This is a genomic window from Streptomyces tubbatahanensis, from assembly GCF_022699385.1.
Lineage (GTDB): Bacteria > Actinomycetota > Actinomycetes > Streptomycetales > Streptomycetaceae > Streptomyces > Streptomyces diacarni.
Genome location: NZ_CP093846.1, coordinates 446,544 through 465,512 on the forward strand (window position 1 = coordinate 446,544; position 18,969 = coordinate 465,512).

An 18,969-nucleotide genomic window follows, 5' to 3' on the forward strand; every position below is an offset into this window, starting at 1 on the left:
GCGTCGAGCCGGCACGGCAACGATGCCGTCATGACCGCAGGTTCACGGACAGACCGGCCCGGCACGGGCTCGGACACCAGGCGGCGGGAGCGGCCGTCGGAACACCGCGCCACCGAGCACCGCGCCACAGGGCGTGCCGAGACCGCCGGGGAGCCGGACGTGGTCCCTCCGGAGCGGACCGACGCGCTGCGGCGGCTGCGCGGAAGCCACGAGGCGGCGGTCCTCGCCGAGTTGCGGCGCAGCGGCGGCCTCAGCCGCAGCGCGCTGATGACACGCACGGGGCTGTCCCGCACCACGCTGTCCGAGATCGTCTCCGACCTCCTGGAACGCGGGACGGTGGCGGAGAAGAGCGCCGCCGCGGAGGCCGGTCTCCCCCGCCAACGGGGCAGGCCTGCCCAGCAGATCACCCTCAACGCGCGCGGCGCCGAGCTGATCGGGATCGACCTGCGCCGCACCCGGCTCCAGGTCGTCATCGCCAACAGCGCTCACGAGGTGGTGGGCCGCCGCGAGTGCCGGCTGCCCGCCCGTGGCGGGCCCGACGAGCGCGGGGCCGCCATCGCCGCCGCGGTCGAGGAACTGGCCCGCGCCGGAGGGCTCGACCTCGGGCCCGTCCAGGGCATCGGCCTCGGCCTCCCCGGCTACGTGCACGACCCGGCCACCGCCGACCCGGCCGTCATGACACCGGACGCCGCGCGCACCGCCGCGGCGCTGCGGCGGCACTTCCGGGTCCCGGTCGTCACGGACAACAACGCCCGCCTCGCCGCACTGGCCGAAGTCACCTGGGGAGCGGCACGCGGGTACCGCGACATCGTCTACGCCCGCTGGTCCGAAGGGGTCGGCGGCGGCCTGGTCGTCGACGGCCGCCTCGTGTACGGCGCCCACGGCGTGGCCGGAGAGCTCGGCCACGTCAGCCACGACCCGGCGGGAGCGCCCTGCCACTGCGGCGGCAGAGGCTGTCTGGAGGGGAGGATCAGCGTGCCGGCGATGCTGGCCGCCTGCGCGGCGCGCGGCGGCACCCCCGGCGACGCCGCGGGGCTGCTCGCCCAGGCAGCAGCGGGCCAGGAGCCGGCGCGGACGGTCGTGACTGACGCGGCCACGGATCTGGGGCGCGGCCTGGCGGCCCTCGCCGCCCAGACCGACCCCGAGTGCCTCGTCATCGACGGTGAGCCCGCGACGCTGGGCGATCTCGTCCTGACCCCCCTCCGCGAGCAACTCGCGGCGCTCTCCCTGCCCTCCGCGTCCAGGTCGGTGCACGTGCGCGCCGCCGCTCTGGGCGACAACGCGGCGGCCCTGGGCGCGGTGGCCCTGCTGCTGCGCACCGCCGGCCAGGGCGAGGAGCTACCCGACATCCCGTTGCCCGCCGGGCCGTCGGCAACGGTCCACCCCGCTGCTGCCGACACCACCGCCCCGGTCGCCTCGCCTCCCGGCCGCGCCCCCCAAGGGTGACCACGAGGCGCGCGCCACCGTTCTCGGCGAAGCGTTCGAGTACGGCTTCGTGCGGCGCGGGGTCGCTCCCCTTGGCGGCGAGCCACCCGTCGTCGCCGGTGCGCCTCCACGGCCCAGGCACTGGGCGGATGGACCGGACATGGCACCAGACTCCGGGCCAGGGCGACGCCCCCGGTCCGGTGACCGGGGGCGAAGGGCGCGAGGGAGAGCGGCTACCGCGCTCGGGCGGTCACACCCTCGCCGTCCGCGGCATCACCCGCATCGGCAACCGGTCCGGGTGCGCCACCGCCGAGGCCACCTCCTTCACGGAGTGTTCGGGCAGCGGTTCCAGCCGCCAGCGGGCCAGCACGGTGGCCAGCGTGATGACGATCTCCGCCCAGGCGAAGCCGTCACCGATGCACTTGCGGTTGCCGGAACCGAACGGGATGTAGTCCTCGCGCGGTCGGCCCTGGCGGCGCTCGGGGAGCCACCGGTCCGGGTCGAACCGCTCCGGGTTCTCATAGAGGCGCCCGTCGCGGTGCAGCGCGTAGAGGCTGAAGGCGATCTCGGTGCCGACCGGCAGTTCCGCGCCGCCGAGTTCGACGGGTGTGGTGACCCGGCGCATCAGCAGCGGGACCGAGTGCATGCGCGACACCTCGCGCAGCACCTGGTCCATGTACTCCAGCTTGGGCACGTCCTCGAAGGTGACGGGCCGGTCGCCGACCACGGATGCGAGCTCGGCCACCAGGCGGTCCTCGACCTCGGGATGGGTGGCCAGTTCGTGGAAGGTCCACGACAGCGTCGAGGCGGTCGTCTCCGTGCCGGCGAACATGATGGCGACCAGTTCGTCACGCACCTCACGGTCGCTGAGCGCCTCTCCGGTGTCGCTGTCGCGCGCGGCGAGCAGCATGGAGAGCAGGTCGTCGGCCTCGGGGTCCTCGTGCTCGCGGGAGGCCGCCACGACGTCGTCGATGACCTTGCGCAGGCGGGTGGCGGCCGCGTCGAACTTACGGTTGGCCGGGATCGGCAGCCGGTCCAGCAACCTCGGCGTCACCGCACGCAGCAGTGCGGTCTTCAGCAGGATCGGCACGTCGCGGCGGACGGCCACGGCGGCGGGGCGGCTGATGTCGGTGGAGAACATCGTCTCGGCGAGGGTGCCGACCGAGAACTCCGCCAACTCCTCGTCGACGGCGATCGTCTGGCGGGCGGACCAGCCCTCGGCCATGGCCGTGGCCCGGTCCGCCATCACGCGCGCGTACGCGGCGATCCGCTCCCGGTGGAAGGCCGGCTGCATCAGCCTGCGGTGCGGGCGGTGGATGTGCGAGGGCGCGGTCGGCAGGGAGTCGCCGACCAGGACCCGCGCCCTGACGAAGAAGCGGCCCTTGTCGACGTGGCGGGCCTTGGTCACCAGGAGTTCGTGGGTGAGGTCGGCGCTGGTGACGAAGTAGATCGGAAGGGTGCCGACGTCCACCCGGACCAGGTCGCCGGTCGATCTGAGGGACTGCATGAAGTCCAGCGGTCGCCGCAGCAGGGGGACGACGTGGCCGAGCAGGGGAAGTCTTCCCGGGGCCCGGGGTATCGCGCGCGGGGCGGTGTTCACGTGGGTGCTCCTCTTCGTAACGCTCTCGGCGGTCGTTGCTCAGGCGCAGGAGCAGTGGTGGTGTCCGGCCATCGCCACGCGGTCCTTCGCGTGGCGCTGGGGAACGGGGACGGCCGCCTCGCCGTCGGCCGGCTGCCTGTGGCGCGGGGTGGGTGGCGCCACCGGGACCGGTATTTCAGCTCCCTGGGGACCTTCGGGGCCTTCGGTTCCTTCGGGGAGGAGGTCCCACCACCAGGAGACGGCCGGGATGTCGAGAGGTTCGGTGCTGTCGTCCGTCGGTGTGTCGCGGAACGTGGTGGGCAGGTCGGCGGGGTCCTCGGGGGTGGTGTACCGGCGCGAGGAGATGCCCCAGTCCTGGGCGGCCCGGATGAAGGAGGTGAGGCTTGTCAGGTACTGGCGCAGTTGCGGGCTGCCGGAGGCGGCGAGGTGGGCGCTCAGCCTCAAGAACAGGCACATGACGCGGTCGCGTTGGGCGACGGTGGTCTGGAGGGCGTCCGCGGGGCTCATCGCGTGGTGGTGTTCCAGCACGCGCAGCACGTTGAGGTAGTACTGCTGGCCCCGGGACTCCTTGTGGTAGGAGAAGAGGTCGTTGTCCCACGTGATGATGAAGTAGGCCATCTCGGCGGCGGCCCGCACGGACGTGCTGTCCCTCTCGTGCGGCTGGAGTTCGTAGCCGTAGCCCATCTCCAGCAGCGGCATCACGACGGACGTGGCACCGTCGTAGAGCCGCATGAGGGTGTAGTCGTTGAGGTCGGGGACGGTGCCCTTGTTGCGGTGCGAGGCCTCCCACACCACGGACAGGAAGTACTCCCGCAGCGCGTCGACCCAGCGGGCGACCTGCCCCGGCGTCGCGTGCAGGTTCATCCGGTACCGCAGGTCCCGCAGCCCGGCGGCCAGGGAGTCGCCGGTGAGCATGGGGGCTTCCGGGTTCTGGGCTATGCGCAGCAGCCGGGAGAGTTCGGGGACGAGCTCCTTGGGGTCGGCGCCGAGTTCCCCCTCTTCGCAGTGGCCGTCGTCGACGCCGAAGAGCCACAGGACGAAGTCGGCGAGCAGCGAGATGACCTCTTCGTCGCCGTCCGGGAGGATGCGGGCGGCGAAGGTGCCTATGTCGTGGCCGATGAGCTTCTCGCGCAGTTCACGCGAGCCGATGTCGAAGCTCTTGGCCCAAGCGGCGGTCTGTTGGTCGATCCGCTCGTGGCGGGGGTGTATCGCCGGGGGAATCGGAGAATAGACGGGCGGAACCAGTACCCCGTGCTCCACTATCGATCACCTCAGTCACTCCTGCGGCCGCGCCGCTTCCTTGCCCGAACACTCGTCGAGGGTCTGCCGACGGCGCGCCGGGGTTCCGGACACGACGCCGCGCACGTCAGGCGCCATGCCGAGGCCCGCCCCCTGGCGGGGACGGGCCGACACGTGGCACGGAGCGATGACGCGGCGTGACCCTCTTTGCTCATGTGTATCCATTGCCACAAGCAACCATTCACGCCACAGGAGACTCAGTGGGGCGCGCTTGGCATATTCGGCACGGCAACAGGGGCGATTCCCCCCGAGACCGAGGCAACTCGGGCGTCACCCCGCAGGAGCGCGCACGGACGCGCACCCACAGGAAGGCGGAAGAACCGGATGAGCGAGGCGAGTCGGAACAGTCAGGCAATCACCGGCCACGGCCGCGCAGGCGGCGCCTGACGGCCGCCCAGCCCGTCCCGCGCTCCGGCTCGGACGACGGCACGGCCCCGGCAGCCGCCGCGTCCCCGGGCAGCGCCGTCGGCCGTACCTGGGTCCCGAGCGCCGCACCGGCTACGGGCTCGGTCGGCGGCAGGGGCTGCCGGGCCGACGCGGACGTCTCGCCGGGCCTCGGCCGCCCCGTCCGACGCGGCGGCGTGAACGAGGTGGGCAGCGCCACGAGCCGACGGGACATCAGGGCCGAGTCCCAGCGCAGCTCCTCCTGCGGCACCGCGAGCCGCAGGTCGGGAAGGCGCGAGAGCAGCGTGTCGAGTCCCGTGTCCGCGATGGCCCGGCCCAGGTCCCGGCCCGGGCACTCGTGCGGCCCGGCGCTGAAGGCCAGATGGGAGCGGTTGCCGTGCAGCGGCACCGACAGGTCGGGCCGGACCGCGGGGTCGACGTTGCCCGCCGCGAGCCCGAGGACCAGCATGTCGCCGGCCTTGATCTGCCGGCCGGCGAGCTGGGTGTCGCCCGTCGCCCACCTGCCGATGTTCGTCGTCATCGGCGGCTCGTCCCACAGCACCTGTTCCAGGGCGTCCGGCAGGGTCATGTGCCCCCCGGCCAGGGTCGCCCGGAAGCGGCGGTCGGTGAGCAGCATCCGCAGCGTGTTCGCGATCAGGTTGACCGTCGGCTCGTTGGCGGAGACCAGAGTGACGCGCAGGTGCTCGCGGACCTCGTCGTCGGACAGCCCCGCCGGGTGCTCGATCAGCTTGGAGGCCACGTCGTGCGCCGGCTCCACCCGCTTGCGCTCCACCAGCCGCTGGAGAGTGTCGGTGATGAAGTCGTTGCTCTCGACGGCGGTCTCGGTGCCCTGGATCATGTCCTTGGCGGCCTTGACCAGCTGGGGCCCGTACTCCTCCTCCATGCCGAACAGCTGCGTGATGACGCGCAGCGGCAGCTGGTCGGCGAACTGCTCGACCAGGTCGGCCTGTCCGGCGTTCTCGAAACCGTCGATCAGCTGGTGCGTGAAGCGGATCACGTACCGGCGGATGCCGCGCGACTCGAAGCGCGACAGGCTGTCGGTGAGCGCCTGGCGCAGCCGCTGGTGCTCCATGCCGTCGGCGAACACGCACAGCGGCTGCCACGTGGTCAGCGGAGCGAGCGGGTGGTCAGGGGGGATCCTGCCCTCGCGCATGGCGTGCCAGTGGCGCGAGTCCCGGGAGAAGAGCGAGGGCGTGCGGGCCACTTCGAGGTTCTCGCGGTGGCCGAGCACCAGCCAGACACGTACGTCGCCGGGCAGCAGCACCGGAGCCACCGGACCGTGCTCGGACCGCAGCTTCTCGTACAGCCTCATGGGGTCGGTGTCGGCCTCGGGACCGAAGAGGCGGCGCAGCCCGTCCGCGCCGCCGCCCGGCCCGGCGCCCGCGGCGTGCGCGGGGCAGCCGGGCGGCGGGGCGGCCGCCGCTTCGGCGCCGGGCTCGGGCCGCGGGGACGGCACATACGTCTGACGCCGCTCGTCCGAGGGGTTGGGGGGTTGCGGGGTCACGTCGCCTCCGAAGTCATGGCGAGGGAGTGCAGGTACTGCATCAGCGCCAGGAGGACGCCCTTGCTGGACTCCCGGTTCCGGGCGTCACACACCATGAGCGGCACCTCGTCGGTCAAATCCAGCGCCTCACGCAGCTCCCCGTCGGTGTAGGACGGCGCCTCGTCGAACGCGTTGACGGCCACCACGAAGGGCGTCTGCGAGTCCTCCAGGCGGCCGAGCACGTCGAAGCTGGCCTCCAGCCGCCGGGTGTCGACGAGCACCACGGCACCCAGCGCCCCGTCGAACAGGCCGTTCCACAGGAACCAGAAGCGCTGCTGCCCCGGGGTGCCGAACAGGTACAGGACCAGCTCGTCGTTGAGGCTGATGCGGCCGAAGTCCATGGCGACCGTCGTCATCGACTTCCGCTCGACGCCGGCGAGGTCGTCGACGCCGGCGCTGGCCTCCGTCATCGTCTCCTCGGTTGTCAGCGGCCTGATCTCGCTCACGGAGCGCACCAGGGTCGTCTTGCCGACGCCGAATCCGCCCACGATGACGATCTTGACCGCGGAGGTGGCCGACGCCGGCAGCGCGTCCTCGCTCCGAGGCCCCGCTGACGTCTCAAAGGTTCTGGAGGCCATGGATCACCGCCTTGATGATGTCGATGTCGGGAAGGGCAGGGGCGGGCGCCCTGGCTTCCACACGTTCTTCGGCCAAGAGGTCGGCGAGCAGCACACTGACGATGCTCACCGGGAGTTTCAGGTGTGCCGAGATCTCCACGACACTCAGCGGGGACGCGCACACCCGCAGGATCGACTCGTGCTCGGGCTGCATGCCGATCTGCGGCGGGGTACGGGAGACGATTAACGTGACCAGGTCGAGGCCGGTCTCGTCGAAGCCGCTGCGCCCGCCCGTCAGGACGTACAACCGCTCCGGACCGCCCTCGTCCCACTCCTCGCCGACCTGCGTCATCGCGCCAGCCGGTCGCCACGCGGGGGGCTGGTGAGGTGGGCGCCGATCCGGGTGACCAGGCCGCGCATGTGCTGCCCGACGAGGCCCATGTCGACCCCCTCGTCGACCAGGACGACCAGGTGCGCCCCCTCGCCCGCCGCCATCAGGTGCAGGAAGCCGCCGTCCAGTTCGATGACGACCATGCGCATGCTGCCGTTGCTGTGCGGGAACTCCTCGGCAGCCGCTCTGGCCAGGCTCTGCAGGCCTGCTCCGATCGCCGCCAGCCGGTCGGAGGTGTCCTTGTCCAGCGGGCACTGGGCCATGCACAAGCCGTCCGACGACAGAAGGACGACATGGCGGGTCTGCGGGATGCTGTCCGCCAAGTCCTTGAGCATCCAGTCCATGTCGGGCTGCCGAACCATCGATCACTCACCTTCATCCGACGACTTGTCGCTGTGTTCCTGGGCGGCAGTCGTTGCCGATCGCTTGCCTGACAGGCCCTCCTGGAAGGCGCCCATCCACATCCCGGGCGCGGGCTCGTGGGACGTCGCCTCCTCCCGCTCGCTCTCCTCCACCGCGGGAGCACCGGCCCTCGTGGGGGCGGTGGACCGGCCGCCCCGGCGGCTGCGCCGCTGCGGCAGCCCACTGGCGGTGCGCTCGGCGACCTGCGGCGTCTCCTCGTCCATCAGCTCCTGCTCCCCGCGGCCGGAGGTCGACGGTGTGTCCTTCCTGGCCGGCGGCACGGGCCCCGCGGGCCGGTCCGCCGGCCGCTGCCCCGATGTGGCGCCGATGCCGTGGGCGCGCCCGCTCGCGGGCGCCGTGGTGATCAGCTCGTGGGGGACGACGAGAACGGCGCGCACGCCCCCGTAGGCGGACGGTGCCAGCGACACCTGGAAGTCGTACTCCTGCGCCAGGCGCCCGACCACGGTCAGGCCAAGGCGCGGCGCCTCACCGAGGTCGTTGAGGTCGATGCCCTCCCGCGCGGTCTCCAGCATGTGCTCGGCGCGGGTCCGCGCCTCCTCGCTCAGCCCGAACCCGCCGTCCTCGATCTCGACGGCGATGCCGGCGTGCACCTCGCCCGCCGTCAGGTGGACACGCGTCTGCGGCGGCGAGTAGCAGGTGGCGTTGTCCAACAGCTCGGCCAGCGCGTGGATCAGCGGCTCCACCGCGCGTCCCATCACGGCGACCTCGGCGACCGAGTGCAGCGAGACCCGCTGGTAGTCGGCGATCCGCGACATCGCGCCACGCAGCACGCTGTAGAGCGGCACGGGCTGGCTCCACTGCCGCCCGGGCCGGGCCCCGCCGAGTACCGCGATGGTGTCGGCGAGCCGGCTGATCAGGGCGTTGCTGTGGTCCAGGCGCAGCAGGTCGGCGAAGAACTCGCGGCTCTGTCCGTGCCGCTCCTCCATCTCCCGCAGGTCGGTCGCCTGGCGGTGCACGATGGCCTGGACGCGGCGGGCGATGTTGACCACGCCGCGCTGCGCGGAGTCGCGCAGCGACTCCTCGGCCCGCACCGCCTCGACCACGGAGCGCACCAGCTCGTGGTGCGCCGCCTCGAACTCGGCCCCGAGCCCGGTGGCGGGGCCCGCGGAAGCGGCCGCGCGCACCACGTTCTCGGCGAACTCGCCCCGGCGCAGCGCTTCGACCGCTTCGGGCAGCCGCTCCTTGGCCAACCGCACGGTCGCGGCCTCCTGCTCGTGCAGGTGCCGCTGGAGGGCCGCCTGGTGCTCCGCGTACTGGCTCCGCAGCGCCTCCAGCGCCCGTCCCCTGCGGGACAGTTCACCGGTGGTGAGCGCGACGGCGGCGGTCCCCACGACCCCGCACCAGATGACCGCGGAGCGCGCGTCGCCGGGGACCTGGGTGGCCGCGACGGCCGTGGCGGCGGCCATGGCGAGCGCGGGGAGCCACCACATCCAGGGCGGCGCGGACCGTTGACCTCCGGGCGACGAACCCGTGCGCATCATCAGCGTCCTCAAATCGTTCGACGGACTGGGCAAAGAGGCGATGTGGGCAGCAGCGAGTGCACCTCCGGTCCGCCGACGGGCTCGCCCCACCGTTTTGGGACCCGTGCAGAACTGGACGTGACCGGAGACCCGGTGACGCACCGTCATGCCGAGTCGCAGGCAGCATAACCGGAATGGATCACCACGGAACAAGCGAGGTCCACTCCGGATGTGTGCGCGCCGCCCTCGACGCGGTGGTCACGCCTTGGCCGCGCCCCGGCGTCACAGCCCCCTCACGACCCTCTCACCCCGCTGTCACCGCGCCGTTGGCCGGTCACCTGCCCAGGCGCGCGTTCACGGCCGGGGGTTGGTGCGGTGCCAGCGGGGGCGTGCCTCACCGCCGCGGCGTCCTGCGACGGACGCGCAGCGGGGGCACACCCGCTGCACTCGGTCCGCCGCTCCCCCGGAGTCGGGGAGGATGTCGGGCCAGGCGATGTGGGCGAACCGCGCCAGCCGCGACCGGCTGAGCGAGAGGCCGCACACGGTCTGGTTCAGACCCTGTTCCCAGGCGTGCACCTCGCCCGCGGGCAGCCGGCGGCCGTCTTCGTCGTCCACCCACTGCCCCGACGCGGCGACCGCGTACCGCTTCGTCGCTGCCATGCTGCTCGTGCCTTTCGACGTGCTGATCCCGTGCGCGTTCTCCCCTTCTCCGGTTCCCCGCGGGCTCCCTCTGACGCGTCAGCGGGTGACGACGTGCCGCTCGTCCGGGACGCAGTGGGTCATGGTGAGGCCCGAGACGTCCCGCGCGGGGTTGCTGCCCAGGTGCGCCAGCCGCTCGCGGTCCTCCTCGGTCAGGTTCTGGCCGGCCAGCGGTTCGAGGCCGGAGACGTCGCCGGGACCGATACCCAGGCCCTCGCCGACGCGGAGGCCGAGTTCGTTCTCCACGAGCAGGAAATGCCAGACCATCCGTTCTTGGACCCTGCGGTCGGCCTGGGAGATCAGGTCGACGAAGTTCTTCACCAGGTCGTCGCGCTCCCAGTCCTCCAGCAGGCGGTACCGCTGGCCCGCCTGGAGGTAGTCGTTGGTGCGCGGAATGCGTTTACGCGTGACCCTCCCCTGGATTTCGGGGCCTTCGTCGTCGGTGGTCGGATACCGGCTTTCGCGCAGCCCGCCCAGGACCGACGGCTCGTAGTTGACCTCCGGATTCCCCGCGTGCGGATCCTGCTCGTAGGCCATCATTCCGTCGCGCTGGTTGGTGTGCACGGTGGCGTTCTTGGCGCGGTTGACCGGGAGCTGCAGGTAGTTCGGGCCGACGCGGTAGCGCTGCGTGTCGCTGTAGGAGAAGGTCCGCCCCACGAGCATCTTGTCGTCGGAGAAGTCCAGGCCGTCGACGAGGACGCCCGTGCCGAAGGAGATCTGCTCGTTCTCCGCGAAATAGTCCTCGACGGTGCGGTCGAGAACCATGCGGCCCACAGGCTTGGGCGGGAAGTCCTGCTCCGGCCAGGTCTTCGTGTCGTCCAGGGGGTCGAAGTCCAGCTCCGGATGGTCGTGGTCGTCCATGATCTGGACGAGCAGTTCCCATTCGGGGTTCTCGCCGCTGCGGATCGCCTCGTACAGGTCCTTCGTCGCGTGCCCCAGTTCTGAGGCCTGGACGGCGGCCGCGTCGTCCTCGGTCATGCTGCGCACACCCTGCTTGGGCATCCAGTGGTATTTGACCAGGACGGTTCTCCCCTCGCCGTTCACCCATTTGTAGGTGTTCACGCCGAAGCCCTGCATGTGACGGTAGTCGGCGGGGATACCGCGCGGGCTGAAGAGATTGACGAGCATGTGCATCGACTCCGGGGTCTGCGACATGAAGTCGAAGATCCGGGCCGGCTTCTGCTCGTGCGAGACCGGGTCGGGCTTGAGCGCGTGGATGACATCGGGGAACTTGATGGCGTCCCGGATGAAGAAGACACCCAGGTTGTTTCCGACGAGGTCCCAGTTGCCTTCCTCGGTGTAGAACTTCACCGCGAAGCCGCGCGGGTCGCGGGCCGCCTCCGAGGAATCCCGGCCGCCGATCACGGTGGAGAACCGCACGGCCACGTCGGTGCGCTTGCCGCGTTCCTGGAAGAGCTTCGCCCGGGTGTAGCGGCTGACGGGCTCCTCGCCCCAGCCGCCGTAGCTCTCGAAATACCCGTAGGCGGTCGCGCCGCGGGCGTGGACCACCCGCTCGGGAATGCGTTCCCTGTCGAAGTGGCTGATCTTCTCCAGGAACTGGTAGTTCTCCAGCGTGGCAGGGCCGCGCGCACCGACCGTCCGCTGGTTCTGGTTGTCGTAGACCTTGTGACCCTGCCGGTTGGTGAGCACCGGGCGGTCGTCATCGGGCGCGGATCCCTGGCTGGCTACGTCTGTCACTGCTCTTGGGCCCCTTCAGCACGTGACGGCGCTCGGTTCCGCGCCGCGGAGGAGAACTCGGGTCAACAGAGGTACCCGTTCGGGCGGCGGTCCCACAGACCTCACCGCATTGGTGTACTCCTTCGGCGCACACCGCCTGAGAGCCCGTCAGCGGGGGGGCGACCGCGCTCAGGGGCCTGCGGAGGGCTGGACGGCCAGGAAGCCCGCGTCCAGTACGCGGCAGGTCTCCTCCAGCAGCCGCTCCCGCTCGGCCTCGCCGGCTTCCGCGGTGCGCATCGTCACCGTGAGCGCGGCGACGGCGGTGACGGCGCCGAGGCGCACGACGTGGGAGTCCGCCGGCAGGCCGAGACGCGCGGCGATGCCCGCCTCGACGGCGCGGACGACCTTGCGGGTGAGCTGGGTGGCCTGCGCGGCCACTCCAGGGCTGTGGGCCATGACCTCTCGCACGACAGTGGCACGGCTGCCGGGCTCGGGGGCGAAGGCGGTGGTCGTCATGGCCCACAGCGCGGCCCGTACGGCGCTCTCCGCCCTGGGCCTGTCCACGATGAGGCCGGCGAGGTACGCGTCGTCGGAGGCGTCCCAGGCGAGGAACGCCTCGTCCTTGGTCGCGAAGTGGTTGAAGAACGTGCGGCGGGAGACTCCCGCGTCGGCGCAGATGTCGTCGATGGTGACCTGGTCCCTTCCCCACCGGCCCGCCAGCTGGGTCGCCGAGTCCCGCAGGCGGGCGGTGGTGGCCCGCTTCCTGTACTCGCGCTCGCTCGGCGCCTGTCGTCGCGATGCACTCACGCTCTCGTCCCGTCGCACTCGCCCATCAGGATCTTTGCACTCATTGCACTCTCCAATGTACCCTCCACCTAGGAGTGCAATGAGTGCAAAGACGCGCCTCGCAGGGTGCAGTCAGTGCACTGAAAGGTGACTCGGGACCAGCGCCGCCACCCCCGGCCGGACCGGCCCCGCCGCCCTACGCAGAGAAAGGCACACCATGACCGAATACGCGTTCAAGGAAGCCGGCCGCGAGCTGTCCAACTGGGGACGCTGGGGCGAGGAGGACGAGCTGGGCACGCTCAACCTCGTGACCCCGCGGACTGTCAGGCAGGCCGTCGAGTCCGTGCGGACCGGGCGGCGGTACGAGTTGAGCATCCCGGTCGGCTCCTCGGGACCGCAGACCGGCTGGATGCGGCGGATCAATCCCGTCCACACCATGACGGTCACCCCGCACGACTTCACCGCCCCGGAGGGGCTCGTCATCAGCGACGACTTCATCGCCATGCCGCTCCAGTCCGGGACCCAGCTCGACGGCCTCACCCACGTCGGATACGACGGCTCCTTCTACAACGGAGTGCCGGTCGAGACGGTCGCCCCGGCCCGCGGAGCGACCCGCAACGCCATCGACGCGACACTTCCCGGCTTCGCGGGCCGCGGCGTCCTCCTCGATGTCGCGGGACTCGACGGCGGGGAGTGGCTGGAGGCGGGGCGCGCCCTGACCGTGGCCGACCTGGAACGCGCCGAGGAAGCCACCGGTACGCGGCTGAGGAGCGGTGACGCGCTGCTCGTGCGGACCGGCTGGCTGCGCAAGGGACTGACCGAGGGCTGGGACGGCTGGCTGGACGCCGAACCGGGGCTCGCCCCGGAGTGCGCCGCGTGGATCCACGAACGCGAGGTGGCGATGGTGGCGGCCGACAACTGGGGCGTCGAGGTCCAGCCCGCGAGCGACGGCCTCGTGCCGCTGCACGCCATCCTGATCCGGGACATGGGCATGATGCTGGGCGAGATCTGGAACTTCGAGGAACTCGCCGCCGCCTGCCGCACCGACGACACCTGGGACTTCTTCCTGACGGCCACCGCCTTGCGCGTCACCGGCGGCGTCGGCTCCCCCGTCAGCCCCGTCGCCATCCGCTGAGCCGGGTAAAGCCGAACCCGGCGCCGCTGCCCGGCCGCGCCCGGCCGACCGTCGGCCGGGCCTGCCACCGGCCTGCCGGGGCTCTCAGGGCCGGTCGGCTCCCACCCCGCGCGCCACCCGCTCCAGACGGTGGCGGTAGCCCTCCCACCAGGCCAGGTCGGCCGGGGGCATGTTGTCGTTCCCGTCCCGCAACCCGGTGGCACCGTCGACGAGTTCCCGCACGATGTCGGCGTGCCCGGCGTGCCGTTGGGTCTCGGCGAGCATGTGCACCAGGATCCGGTGGAGTGTCACCTCGCTTCGGTCGGCCGGCCAGTGCGGCACCCAGCCCGCGGCGTCCAGCGCCAGGCTCTCGATGGTCGCGTCCGCGTGCGCGCACACCCGGCGGTACCGCCCGACGACGTCCTCGCGCGACTCGTTAGCGGTCGCCCACATGTCCGCGTTGGTCTCGGCGTCCTGGGTGAGGCGGGGCAGCAGGTGGTCGGCGGGGCGCCCGAACGTGTCGCCGAAGTAGCCCAGTTCGCAGTACGACACGTGCTTGACGAGGCCCAGCAGATTGGTGCCTGTGGGCGTCAGCGGGCGCCTGATGTCGTACTCCGACAGCCCTTCGAGCTTCCACAGCAGGACGTCACGGGCGGTCTGCAGATAGCGGTGGAGATCCTTCTTGGGATCCGGTGCGGTCATGCCCGACAGCCAACCATCCTCACGCGCCCCGTGCCCCCTTGTCGGCGGCATTGGCGGCCTACACGAACCGTCCGGCGCCGTCGCGTCCGAGTATGACCGTCTCATGCCCGAACGCATTTACTTCCGGGTCCCTCGCTCGTAACATGGCCGTGCACCCACAGAGACGGTCATGAAACGGACGCAGAACAACATGTACGCACCGGAGCGCCAGCAGGAGATCCTGCGCCTGGCCCGTGAGAGCGGGCGGGTGGACGTGCTGTCCCTGGCCGAGGAGTTCCAGGTCACCGCGGAGACCGTACGGCGCGATCTGAAGGTGCTGGACCGGGCGGGGCTCATCCGCCGCGTCCACGGGGGCGCCATCCCCGCGGGCCGGCTCGACTTCGAACCCGACCTCGCCGAGCGGGACGCGGTGGCCGCAGACGAGAAGGACCGGATCGCGCAGGCCGCACTGGCCGAGCTGCCCGCCGAGGGCAGCGTCATCCTCGACGCGGGCACCACCGCCGCCCGGCTGGCCGCGCTCCTCCCCCTCGACTCCACCCTCACCGTGGTGACCCACGCGCTTCCCGCCGCGGCCCGGCTCGCCGACCACCCCGGCATCGCCCTGCACCTGGTCGGCGGCCGCGTACGGCACCGCACCCGGGCCGCCGTCGACGCCTGGGCGCTGCGGGCCTACGGCGAGATCCGGGCCGACGTCGCCTTCGTCGCCACCAACGGCTTCTCCCACACCGGCGGGCTGACCACCCCCGACCTCGCGGAGGCCGCGGTCAAGCGTGCCGCACTCGCGGCTGCCCGCAGGGTCGTACTGCTCTGCGACTCCGCGAAGTTCGGTCAGGAGCACCTCGCCCGCTTCGGGGCCCTCCGCGATGTCGACCTGCTGATCACCGACACGGGCCTGGCTTCCGAGGACGCGCTGACGATCGAGCGTGGTGGCACGGCGGTGGTGCGCGCGTGATCCTCACCCTGACCCCGAACCCCAGCCTCGATCGCACCTACGAGCTGCCGGGTCTGGAGCGCGGCGCGGTGCTGCGCGCGGCCGGCGACAGGGTGGACCCCGGCGGCAAGGGCGTGAACGTCTCCCGCGCCGTCGCCGCCGCCGGCGGCCGCACCGTGGCGGTGGTTCCGCTCGGTGGTCCTGAAGGCGCGCTGCTGGCCCGGCTGCTCGAAGAGCACGGCATCGAGGTGGCCGGGGTCCCCGTCGCGGAATCGACCCGCGTCAACGTCGCACTCGTCGAGCCGGACGGCACGCTCACCAAGGTCAACGCGGCAGGTCCCCAGATCGAGAGGGCAGCCGCCGAGGCGATGCTGGAGGCCGTCCGAGCGCGGTCGGCGGACGCGGAGTGGATCGCCTGCTGCGGCAGCCTGCCGCGCGGCCCCGGGCCCGAGTGGTACGCCGAGGTGGTGGACCGCACCCACCGGGGCGGAGGCAGGATCGCCCTGGACACCTCCGGTGCCGCACTGACCGCCGCGCTCGGGCGACGGCCCGACGTGGTCAAGCCGAACACCGTGGAGCTGTCCGAGGCCGTCGGGCGCCCCCTGGCCACGGTCGGTGACGCGGTGAAGGCCGCGGAGGACCTGCGCGGGCGCGGTGCCCGCGCCGTCCTGGCCAGCCTGGGCGCCGACGGGCAACTGCTCCTCGACGAGACCGGTACGTACTTCGGTACGGCGGCTCAGGTCGTCGCGCGCAGCGACGTCGGCGCGGGTGACGCGTCGCTGGCCGGTTTCCTGGCCGCCGGCGGCCGGGGCCCCGCGGCGCTCGCCGCGGCCGTCGCGAACGGAACCGCCGCCGTGCAACTGCCGGGCAGCGCGATGCCGGGCCCCGCGGACCTCGACCCGGCGCTGGTCACCACGACCACGGACATCCCCGTGAACCGCGCCCTGACCCATCCGACGCGATGAAGACCGGGTTCCCCCTCCCCTCCCCCAGCCGCCCGTGCGGGCGGCCGGTCACCAAGGAGCCGCGATGAGCGAGCTGATCACCCCGGACCTGGTCGATCTCGACCTGTCCGCCGACACCAAGGAAGCGGCCGCCAGGACGCTCGCCACGCGGATGGCGGCGGCCGGCAGGGTCACCGACATCGAGGGGTTCCTCACCGATGTCGCCGCCCGCGAGGCCCAGATGCCAACCGGCCTCGACGGCGGTATCGGCATCCCGCACTGCCGCAGCGCACACGTCAGCGAGCCCACGCTGGCGTTCGGCCGCAGCGCGCACGGCATCGACTTCGGCGCGCCGGACGGTCCCGCCGACCTGATCTTCCTGATCGCGGCGCCCGACGGGGCCGACAGCGAGCATCTGACCATCCTCTCCGCGCTGGCGCGGCGGCTGGCGGACCAGGAGTTCGCGGCGGCGCTCCGCGTGGAGCAAGACCCGGGCGCGGCGGCTGCCATGATCCGTGGCGACGGGCCGACGACCGCGCACGAGGACGAAGCCGCGCACGAGGACGGCGCGGAACCGGCGGACGGCGCGGAGCCGGCGGACGGCGCGGAGCCGGCGGACGGCGCGGAGCCGGATGCGGTTTCCGCTGGTGACGGGCCCTCCACACCGCCGGCCACCGGGGCGGCGGGCACGGGGGCGGACGAGACCCCGTTCCGGATCGTCGCCGTCACGTCCTGTCCTACGGGCATCGCGCACACCTACATGGCCGCCGAGGCCCTGGAGCGGGCCGGGCAGGAGGCCGGGGTCGAAGTGAGCGTCGAGACCCAGGGGTCAGGGGGGTTCACGAAGGTCGAGCCCGGCGTCATAGCCGGCGCCGACGCCGTGATCCTCGCGCACGACGTGGAGGTGCGGGACAGGGCCAGGTTCGCCGGCAAACCCACCGTCGACGTCGGCGTGAAGGCCGGGATCAACCGCCCCGCGGAGCTGATCGCCGAGGTGCGCGCCAAGGCCGCGCGCGGCGAGACGAGCGGGCCCGCCGGCCAGGAGCCGGAAGCCGTCGAGGGACCGGGGGCGGGCGAGGGCTTCGGCTCGCGGCTCCGCCGCTACCTGATGAGCGGCGTCAGCTACATGGTGCCGTTCGTCGCCGCGGGCGGGCTGCTGATCGCGCTCTCCTTCGCCCTGGGCGGCTACGAGATCTCCGACGCGAAGTCGGTTGCCGACCACTTCGTGTGGACCGAGGTCCACAGCTGGGCCGCCCTGCTCAACCAGGTCGGCAGCGCCGCCTTCGCCTTCCTGGTACCGGTGCTGGCCGGCTACATCGCCTACGGCATGGCCGACCGGCCCGGTCTCGTCCCCGGGTTCGTGGGCGGGTCGATCGCGGTGACCATCGACGCGGGCTTTCTGGGCGGTCTGGTCGCGGGCCTGCTCGCCGGCGCGGTGGTGACGGCGATCCAGCGGGTGCGCATTCCGCCGACGCTGCGCGGCATCATGCCGGTGCTGGTGATACCCCTCGTGGCCTCCGCCCTCGTGGGCTTCTTGATGTTCGTGGTGATCGGCGAGCCGATCGCGGCCCTGCAGAAGGCGCTGACCGACTGGCTCGGCGGTCTGTCCGGATCCAACGCCGTCGTCCTCGGCGTGGTGCTCGGCCTGATGATGTGCTTCGACCTCGGCGGCCCGCTGAACAAGGTCGCGTACGCCTTCGCCGTGGGCGGTCTGGCCGACCCGAACGACGGCAGCCTGAAGGTGATGGCCGCGGTGATGGCGGCCGGCATGGTTCCCCCGCTGGCGATGGCGCTGGCCACGACCGTACGGGGGAAGCTGTTCACCGAGACCGAGCGGGAGAACGGAAAGGCCGCGTGGGTGCTGGGGGCCTCCTTCATCACCGAGGGCGCGATCCCCTTCGCGGCGGCGGACCCGCTGCGGGTCATCCCCTCCGCGATGGCGGGCGGCGCGGTCACCGGCGCGCTGTCGATGGCCTTCGGCTCCACGCTGCGTGCCCCGCACGGAGGAGCGTTCGTGGTGCCGCTGATCGGGAACCCGCTGCCGTACCTGCTCGCCATCGCCGCTGGTACGGCGGTGACGACGGGTCTCGTCCTCGTCCTGAAGGGCCGTCAGCCGCGGGCGGCTGGCGCCCGCGCCGAGACGACGCCCGGCGCTCGCGAGGAGGCGGCGGAGCCGGTGGCCCCGGCGGCGCGTCGTGCGGGCACGGCGGGCGAGGTGGCCGAGGTGGCCGACTCCTCGCGGTGAGACGGCGCACGCCTCGTCGTTGCGCGGACGGCCGCGGGCCCGTGCGAGGACGGCGCCCGTGCACGGGCAGCGGACGGCGGGCAGCGGACGGCGGGCAGCGGCCGTCCGCGGCCCCCGCTGGGGTGACGTGCGGGCGTGCTGGAGCGCGCTTGCCGGGTGCTGTGGGCTCGGGGACTTCTACTTGTCGACCGGACCCCTCCCCGAGCCCTCGAAGGACAGTGAGCCATGACGGACGATTTCGTTGTCGACGTGAGCCGCATCCGCGCCGACGCCCGGGCGAAGATGGAAAGCGGTCCTGTGACGGGCACCTACGAAGCCGATCGGGACCGTGTGGTGGCCGTTCTCAACGACGTGGTCGCCACCGAGGTCGTGTGCTGGATGCGCTACACCCGGCACGCCATCTCCGCGACCGGCATCGACAGGGCGCAGGTCTCGGCGGAGTTCACCGAGCACGCCAAGGAGGAGTGGGATCACGCGCTGCGCGCCGCCGAGCGCATCTCCCAGTTGGGCGGCGAGCCCGATTTCGACCCGGCCACCGTGGCCCAGCGCTCCCACACCGACTACACCGCCACCCCCGACGGCGAGCTGAAGCAGATGCTGCGGGACAACCTGGAGGCGGAGCGGATCGTCATCGGCGTCTACCAGGAGATCATCCGCTGGCTGGGCGACAAGGACCCCACGACGCGGCGGGTCATGGAGAGCATCCTCGAAGAGGAGGAGGACCACGCCGACGACCTGCTGGACCTGCTGGGCGGCTGATCTGCGAGG

Annotated in this window: 17 protein-coding genes; 6 read left to right on the top strand and 11 right to left on the bottom strand. The window is 72.2% G+C overall.

Annotated features, from left to right (window positions below; translation table 11 throughout):
* The first annotated feature begins 30 nt into the window (after positions 1 to 30).
* Entirely contained in the window at positions 31 to 1,446 is a 1,416-nt protein-coding gene (locus tag MMF93_RS01915; protein WP_242748931.1) for an ROK family transcriptional regulator, read from the top strand.
* Positions 1,447 to 1,675: 229 nt separating this feature from the next.
* On the opposite strand, the gene MMF93_RS01920 is transcribed toward MMF93_RS01915, so the two are convergent.
* The 10 genes from MMF93_RS01920 to MMF93_RS01965 form a co-directional block, all read right to left on the bottom strand.
* The gene (locus MMF93_RS01920) at positions 1,676 to 3,025 is read right to left on the bottom strand and encodes a cytochrome P450 (protein WP_242748934.1); all 1,350 of its coding nucleotides are present in this window, start codon (positions 3,023 to 3,025) and stop codon (positions 1,676 to 1,678) included.
* Between the two features lie 39 nt (positions 3,026 to 3,064).
* Complete coding sequence (locus MMF93_RS01925) at positions 3,065 to 4,285, bottom strand: selina-4(15),7(11)-diene synthase (RefSeq protein WP_242748937.1); 1,221 nt, start codon at positions 4,283 to 4,285, stop codon at positions 3,065 to 3,067.
* A gap of 394 nt (positions 4,286 to 4,679) precedes the next feature.
* Positions 4,680 to 6,185 carry a cytochrome P450 gene (locus tag MMF93_RS01930; RefSeq protein ID WP_242757182.1) on the bottom strand — a complete coding sequence of 502 codons (1,506 nt, stop codon included), beginning with the start codon at positions 6,183 to 6,185 and terminating at the stop codon, positions 4,680 to 4,682.
* A gap of 44 nt (positions 6,186 to 6,229) precedes the next feature.
* Positions 6,230 to 6,850: a GTP-binding protein gene (locus MMF93_RS01935; protein WP_242748942.1), complete on the bottom strand. Its 621-nt coding sequence runs from the start codon at positions 6,848 to 6,850 to the stop codon at positions 6,230 to 6,232.
* The gene (locus tag MMF93_RS01940) at positions 6,831 to 7,181 is read right to left on the bottom strand and encodes a DUF742 domain-containing protein (protein ID WP_114015164.1); all 351 of its coding nucleotides are present in this window, start codon (positions 7,179 to 7,181) and stop codon (positions 6,831 to 6,833) included. The genes MMF93_RS01935 and MMF93_RS01940 overlap by 20 nt, the downstream gene beginning before the upstream one ends.
* Complete coding sequence (locus MMF93_RS01945; protein WP_181860706.1) at positions 7,178 to 7,582, bottom strand: roadblock/LC7 domain-containing protein; 405 nt, start codon at positions 7,580 to 7,582, stop codon at positions 7,178 to 7,180. The genes MMF93_RS01940 and MMF93_RS01945 overlap by 4 nt, the downstream gene beginning before the upstream one ends.
* A gap of 3 nt (positions 7,583 to 7,585) precedes the next feature.
* A complete protein-coding gene (locus MMF93_RS01950; RefSeq protein ID WP_242748945.1) occupies positions 7,586 to 9,124 on the bottom strand; it encodes an ATP-binding protein in 1,539 nt (512 codons plus the stop codon).
* A gap of 333 nt (positions 9,125 to 9,457) precedes the next feature.
* On the bottom strand, positions 9,458 to 9,763 hold the full coding sequence (locus MMF93_RS01955) for a hypothetical protein (protein ID WP_242748947.1): 306 nt from the start codon (positions 9,761 to 9,763) through the stop codon (positions 9,458 to 9,460).
* A gap of 78 nt (positions 9,764 to 9,841) precedes the next feature.
* On the bottom strand, positions 9,842 to 11,500 hold the full coding sequence (locus MMF93_RS01960; protein WP_242748950.1) for a catalase: 1,659 nt from the start codon (positions 11,498 to 11,500) through the stop codon (positions 9,842 to 9,844).
* A gap of 168 nt (positions 11,501 to 11,668) precedes the next feature.
* Positions 11,669 to 12,286 carry a TetR/AcrR family transcriptional regulator gene (locus tag MMF93_RS01965; RefSeq protein WP_242748953.1) on the bottom strand — a complete coding sequence of 206 codons (618 nt, stop codon included), beginning with the start codon at positions 12,284 to 12,286 and terminating at the stop codon, positions 11,669 to 11,671.
* A 196-nt stretch (positions 12,287 to 12,482) separates the two neighbouring features.
* Between MMF93_RS01965 and MMF93_RS01970 the strand changes: the two genes are divergently transcribed.
* Positions 12,483 to 13,400: a cyclase family protein gene (locus MMF93_RS01970; RefSeq protein WP_242748956.1), complete on the top strand. Its 918-nt coding sequence runs from the start codon at positions 12,483 to 12,485 to the stop codon at positions 13,398 to 13,400.
* An 84-nt stretch (positions 13,401 to 13,484) separates the two neighbouring features.
* Here MMF93_RS01970 and MMF93_RS01975 read toward each other — a convergent pair whose 3' ends face one another.
* On the bottom strand, positions 13,485 to 14,081 hold the full coding sequence (locus MMF93_RS01975; RefSeq protein WP_242748960.1) for a DinB family protein: 597 nt from the start codon (positions 14,079 to 14,081) through the stop codon (positions 13,485 to 13,487).
* Positions 14,082 to 14,271: 190 nt separating this feature from the next.
* Between MMF93_RS01975 and MMF93_RS01980 the strand changes: the two genes are divergently transcribed.
* From MMF93_RS01980 to MMF93_RS01995, 4 genes are all read left to right on the top strand, one after another.
* On the top strand, positions 14,272 to 15,033 hold the full coding sequence (locus MMF93_RS01980; protein ID WP_242757184.1) for a DeoR/GlpR family DNA-binding transcription regulator: 762 nt from the start codon (positions 14,272 to 14,274) through the stop codon (positions 15,031 to 15,033).
* Positions 15,030 to 15,977: a 1-phosphofructokinase gene (pfkB, locus tag MMF93_RS01985; RefSeq protein WP_242748963.1), complete on the top strand. Its 948-nt coding sequence runs from the start codon at positions 15,030 to 15,032 to the stop codon at positions 15,975 to 15,977. Before MMF93_RS01980 ends, pfkB begins: the two co-directional genes overlap by 4 nt.
* 64 nt (positions 15,978 to 16,041) lie before the next feature.
* Entirely contained in the window at positions 16,042 to 18,201 is a 2,160-nt protein-coding gene (locus tag MMF93_RS01990; protein ID WP_242748966.1) for a PTS fructose transporter subunit IIABC, read from the top strand.
* A 225-nt stretch (positions 18,202 to 18,426) separates the two neighbouring features.
* Complete coding sequence (locus tag MMF93_RS01995) at positions 18,427 to 18,960, top strand: ferritin-like domain-containing protein (RefSeq protein WP_114019786.1); 534 nt, start codon at positions 18,427 to 18,429, stop codon at positions 18,958 to 18,960.
* Positions 18,961 to 18,969 lie beyond the last annotated feature (9 nt).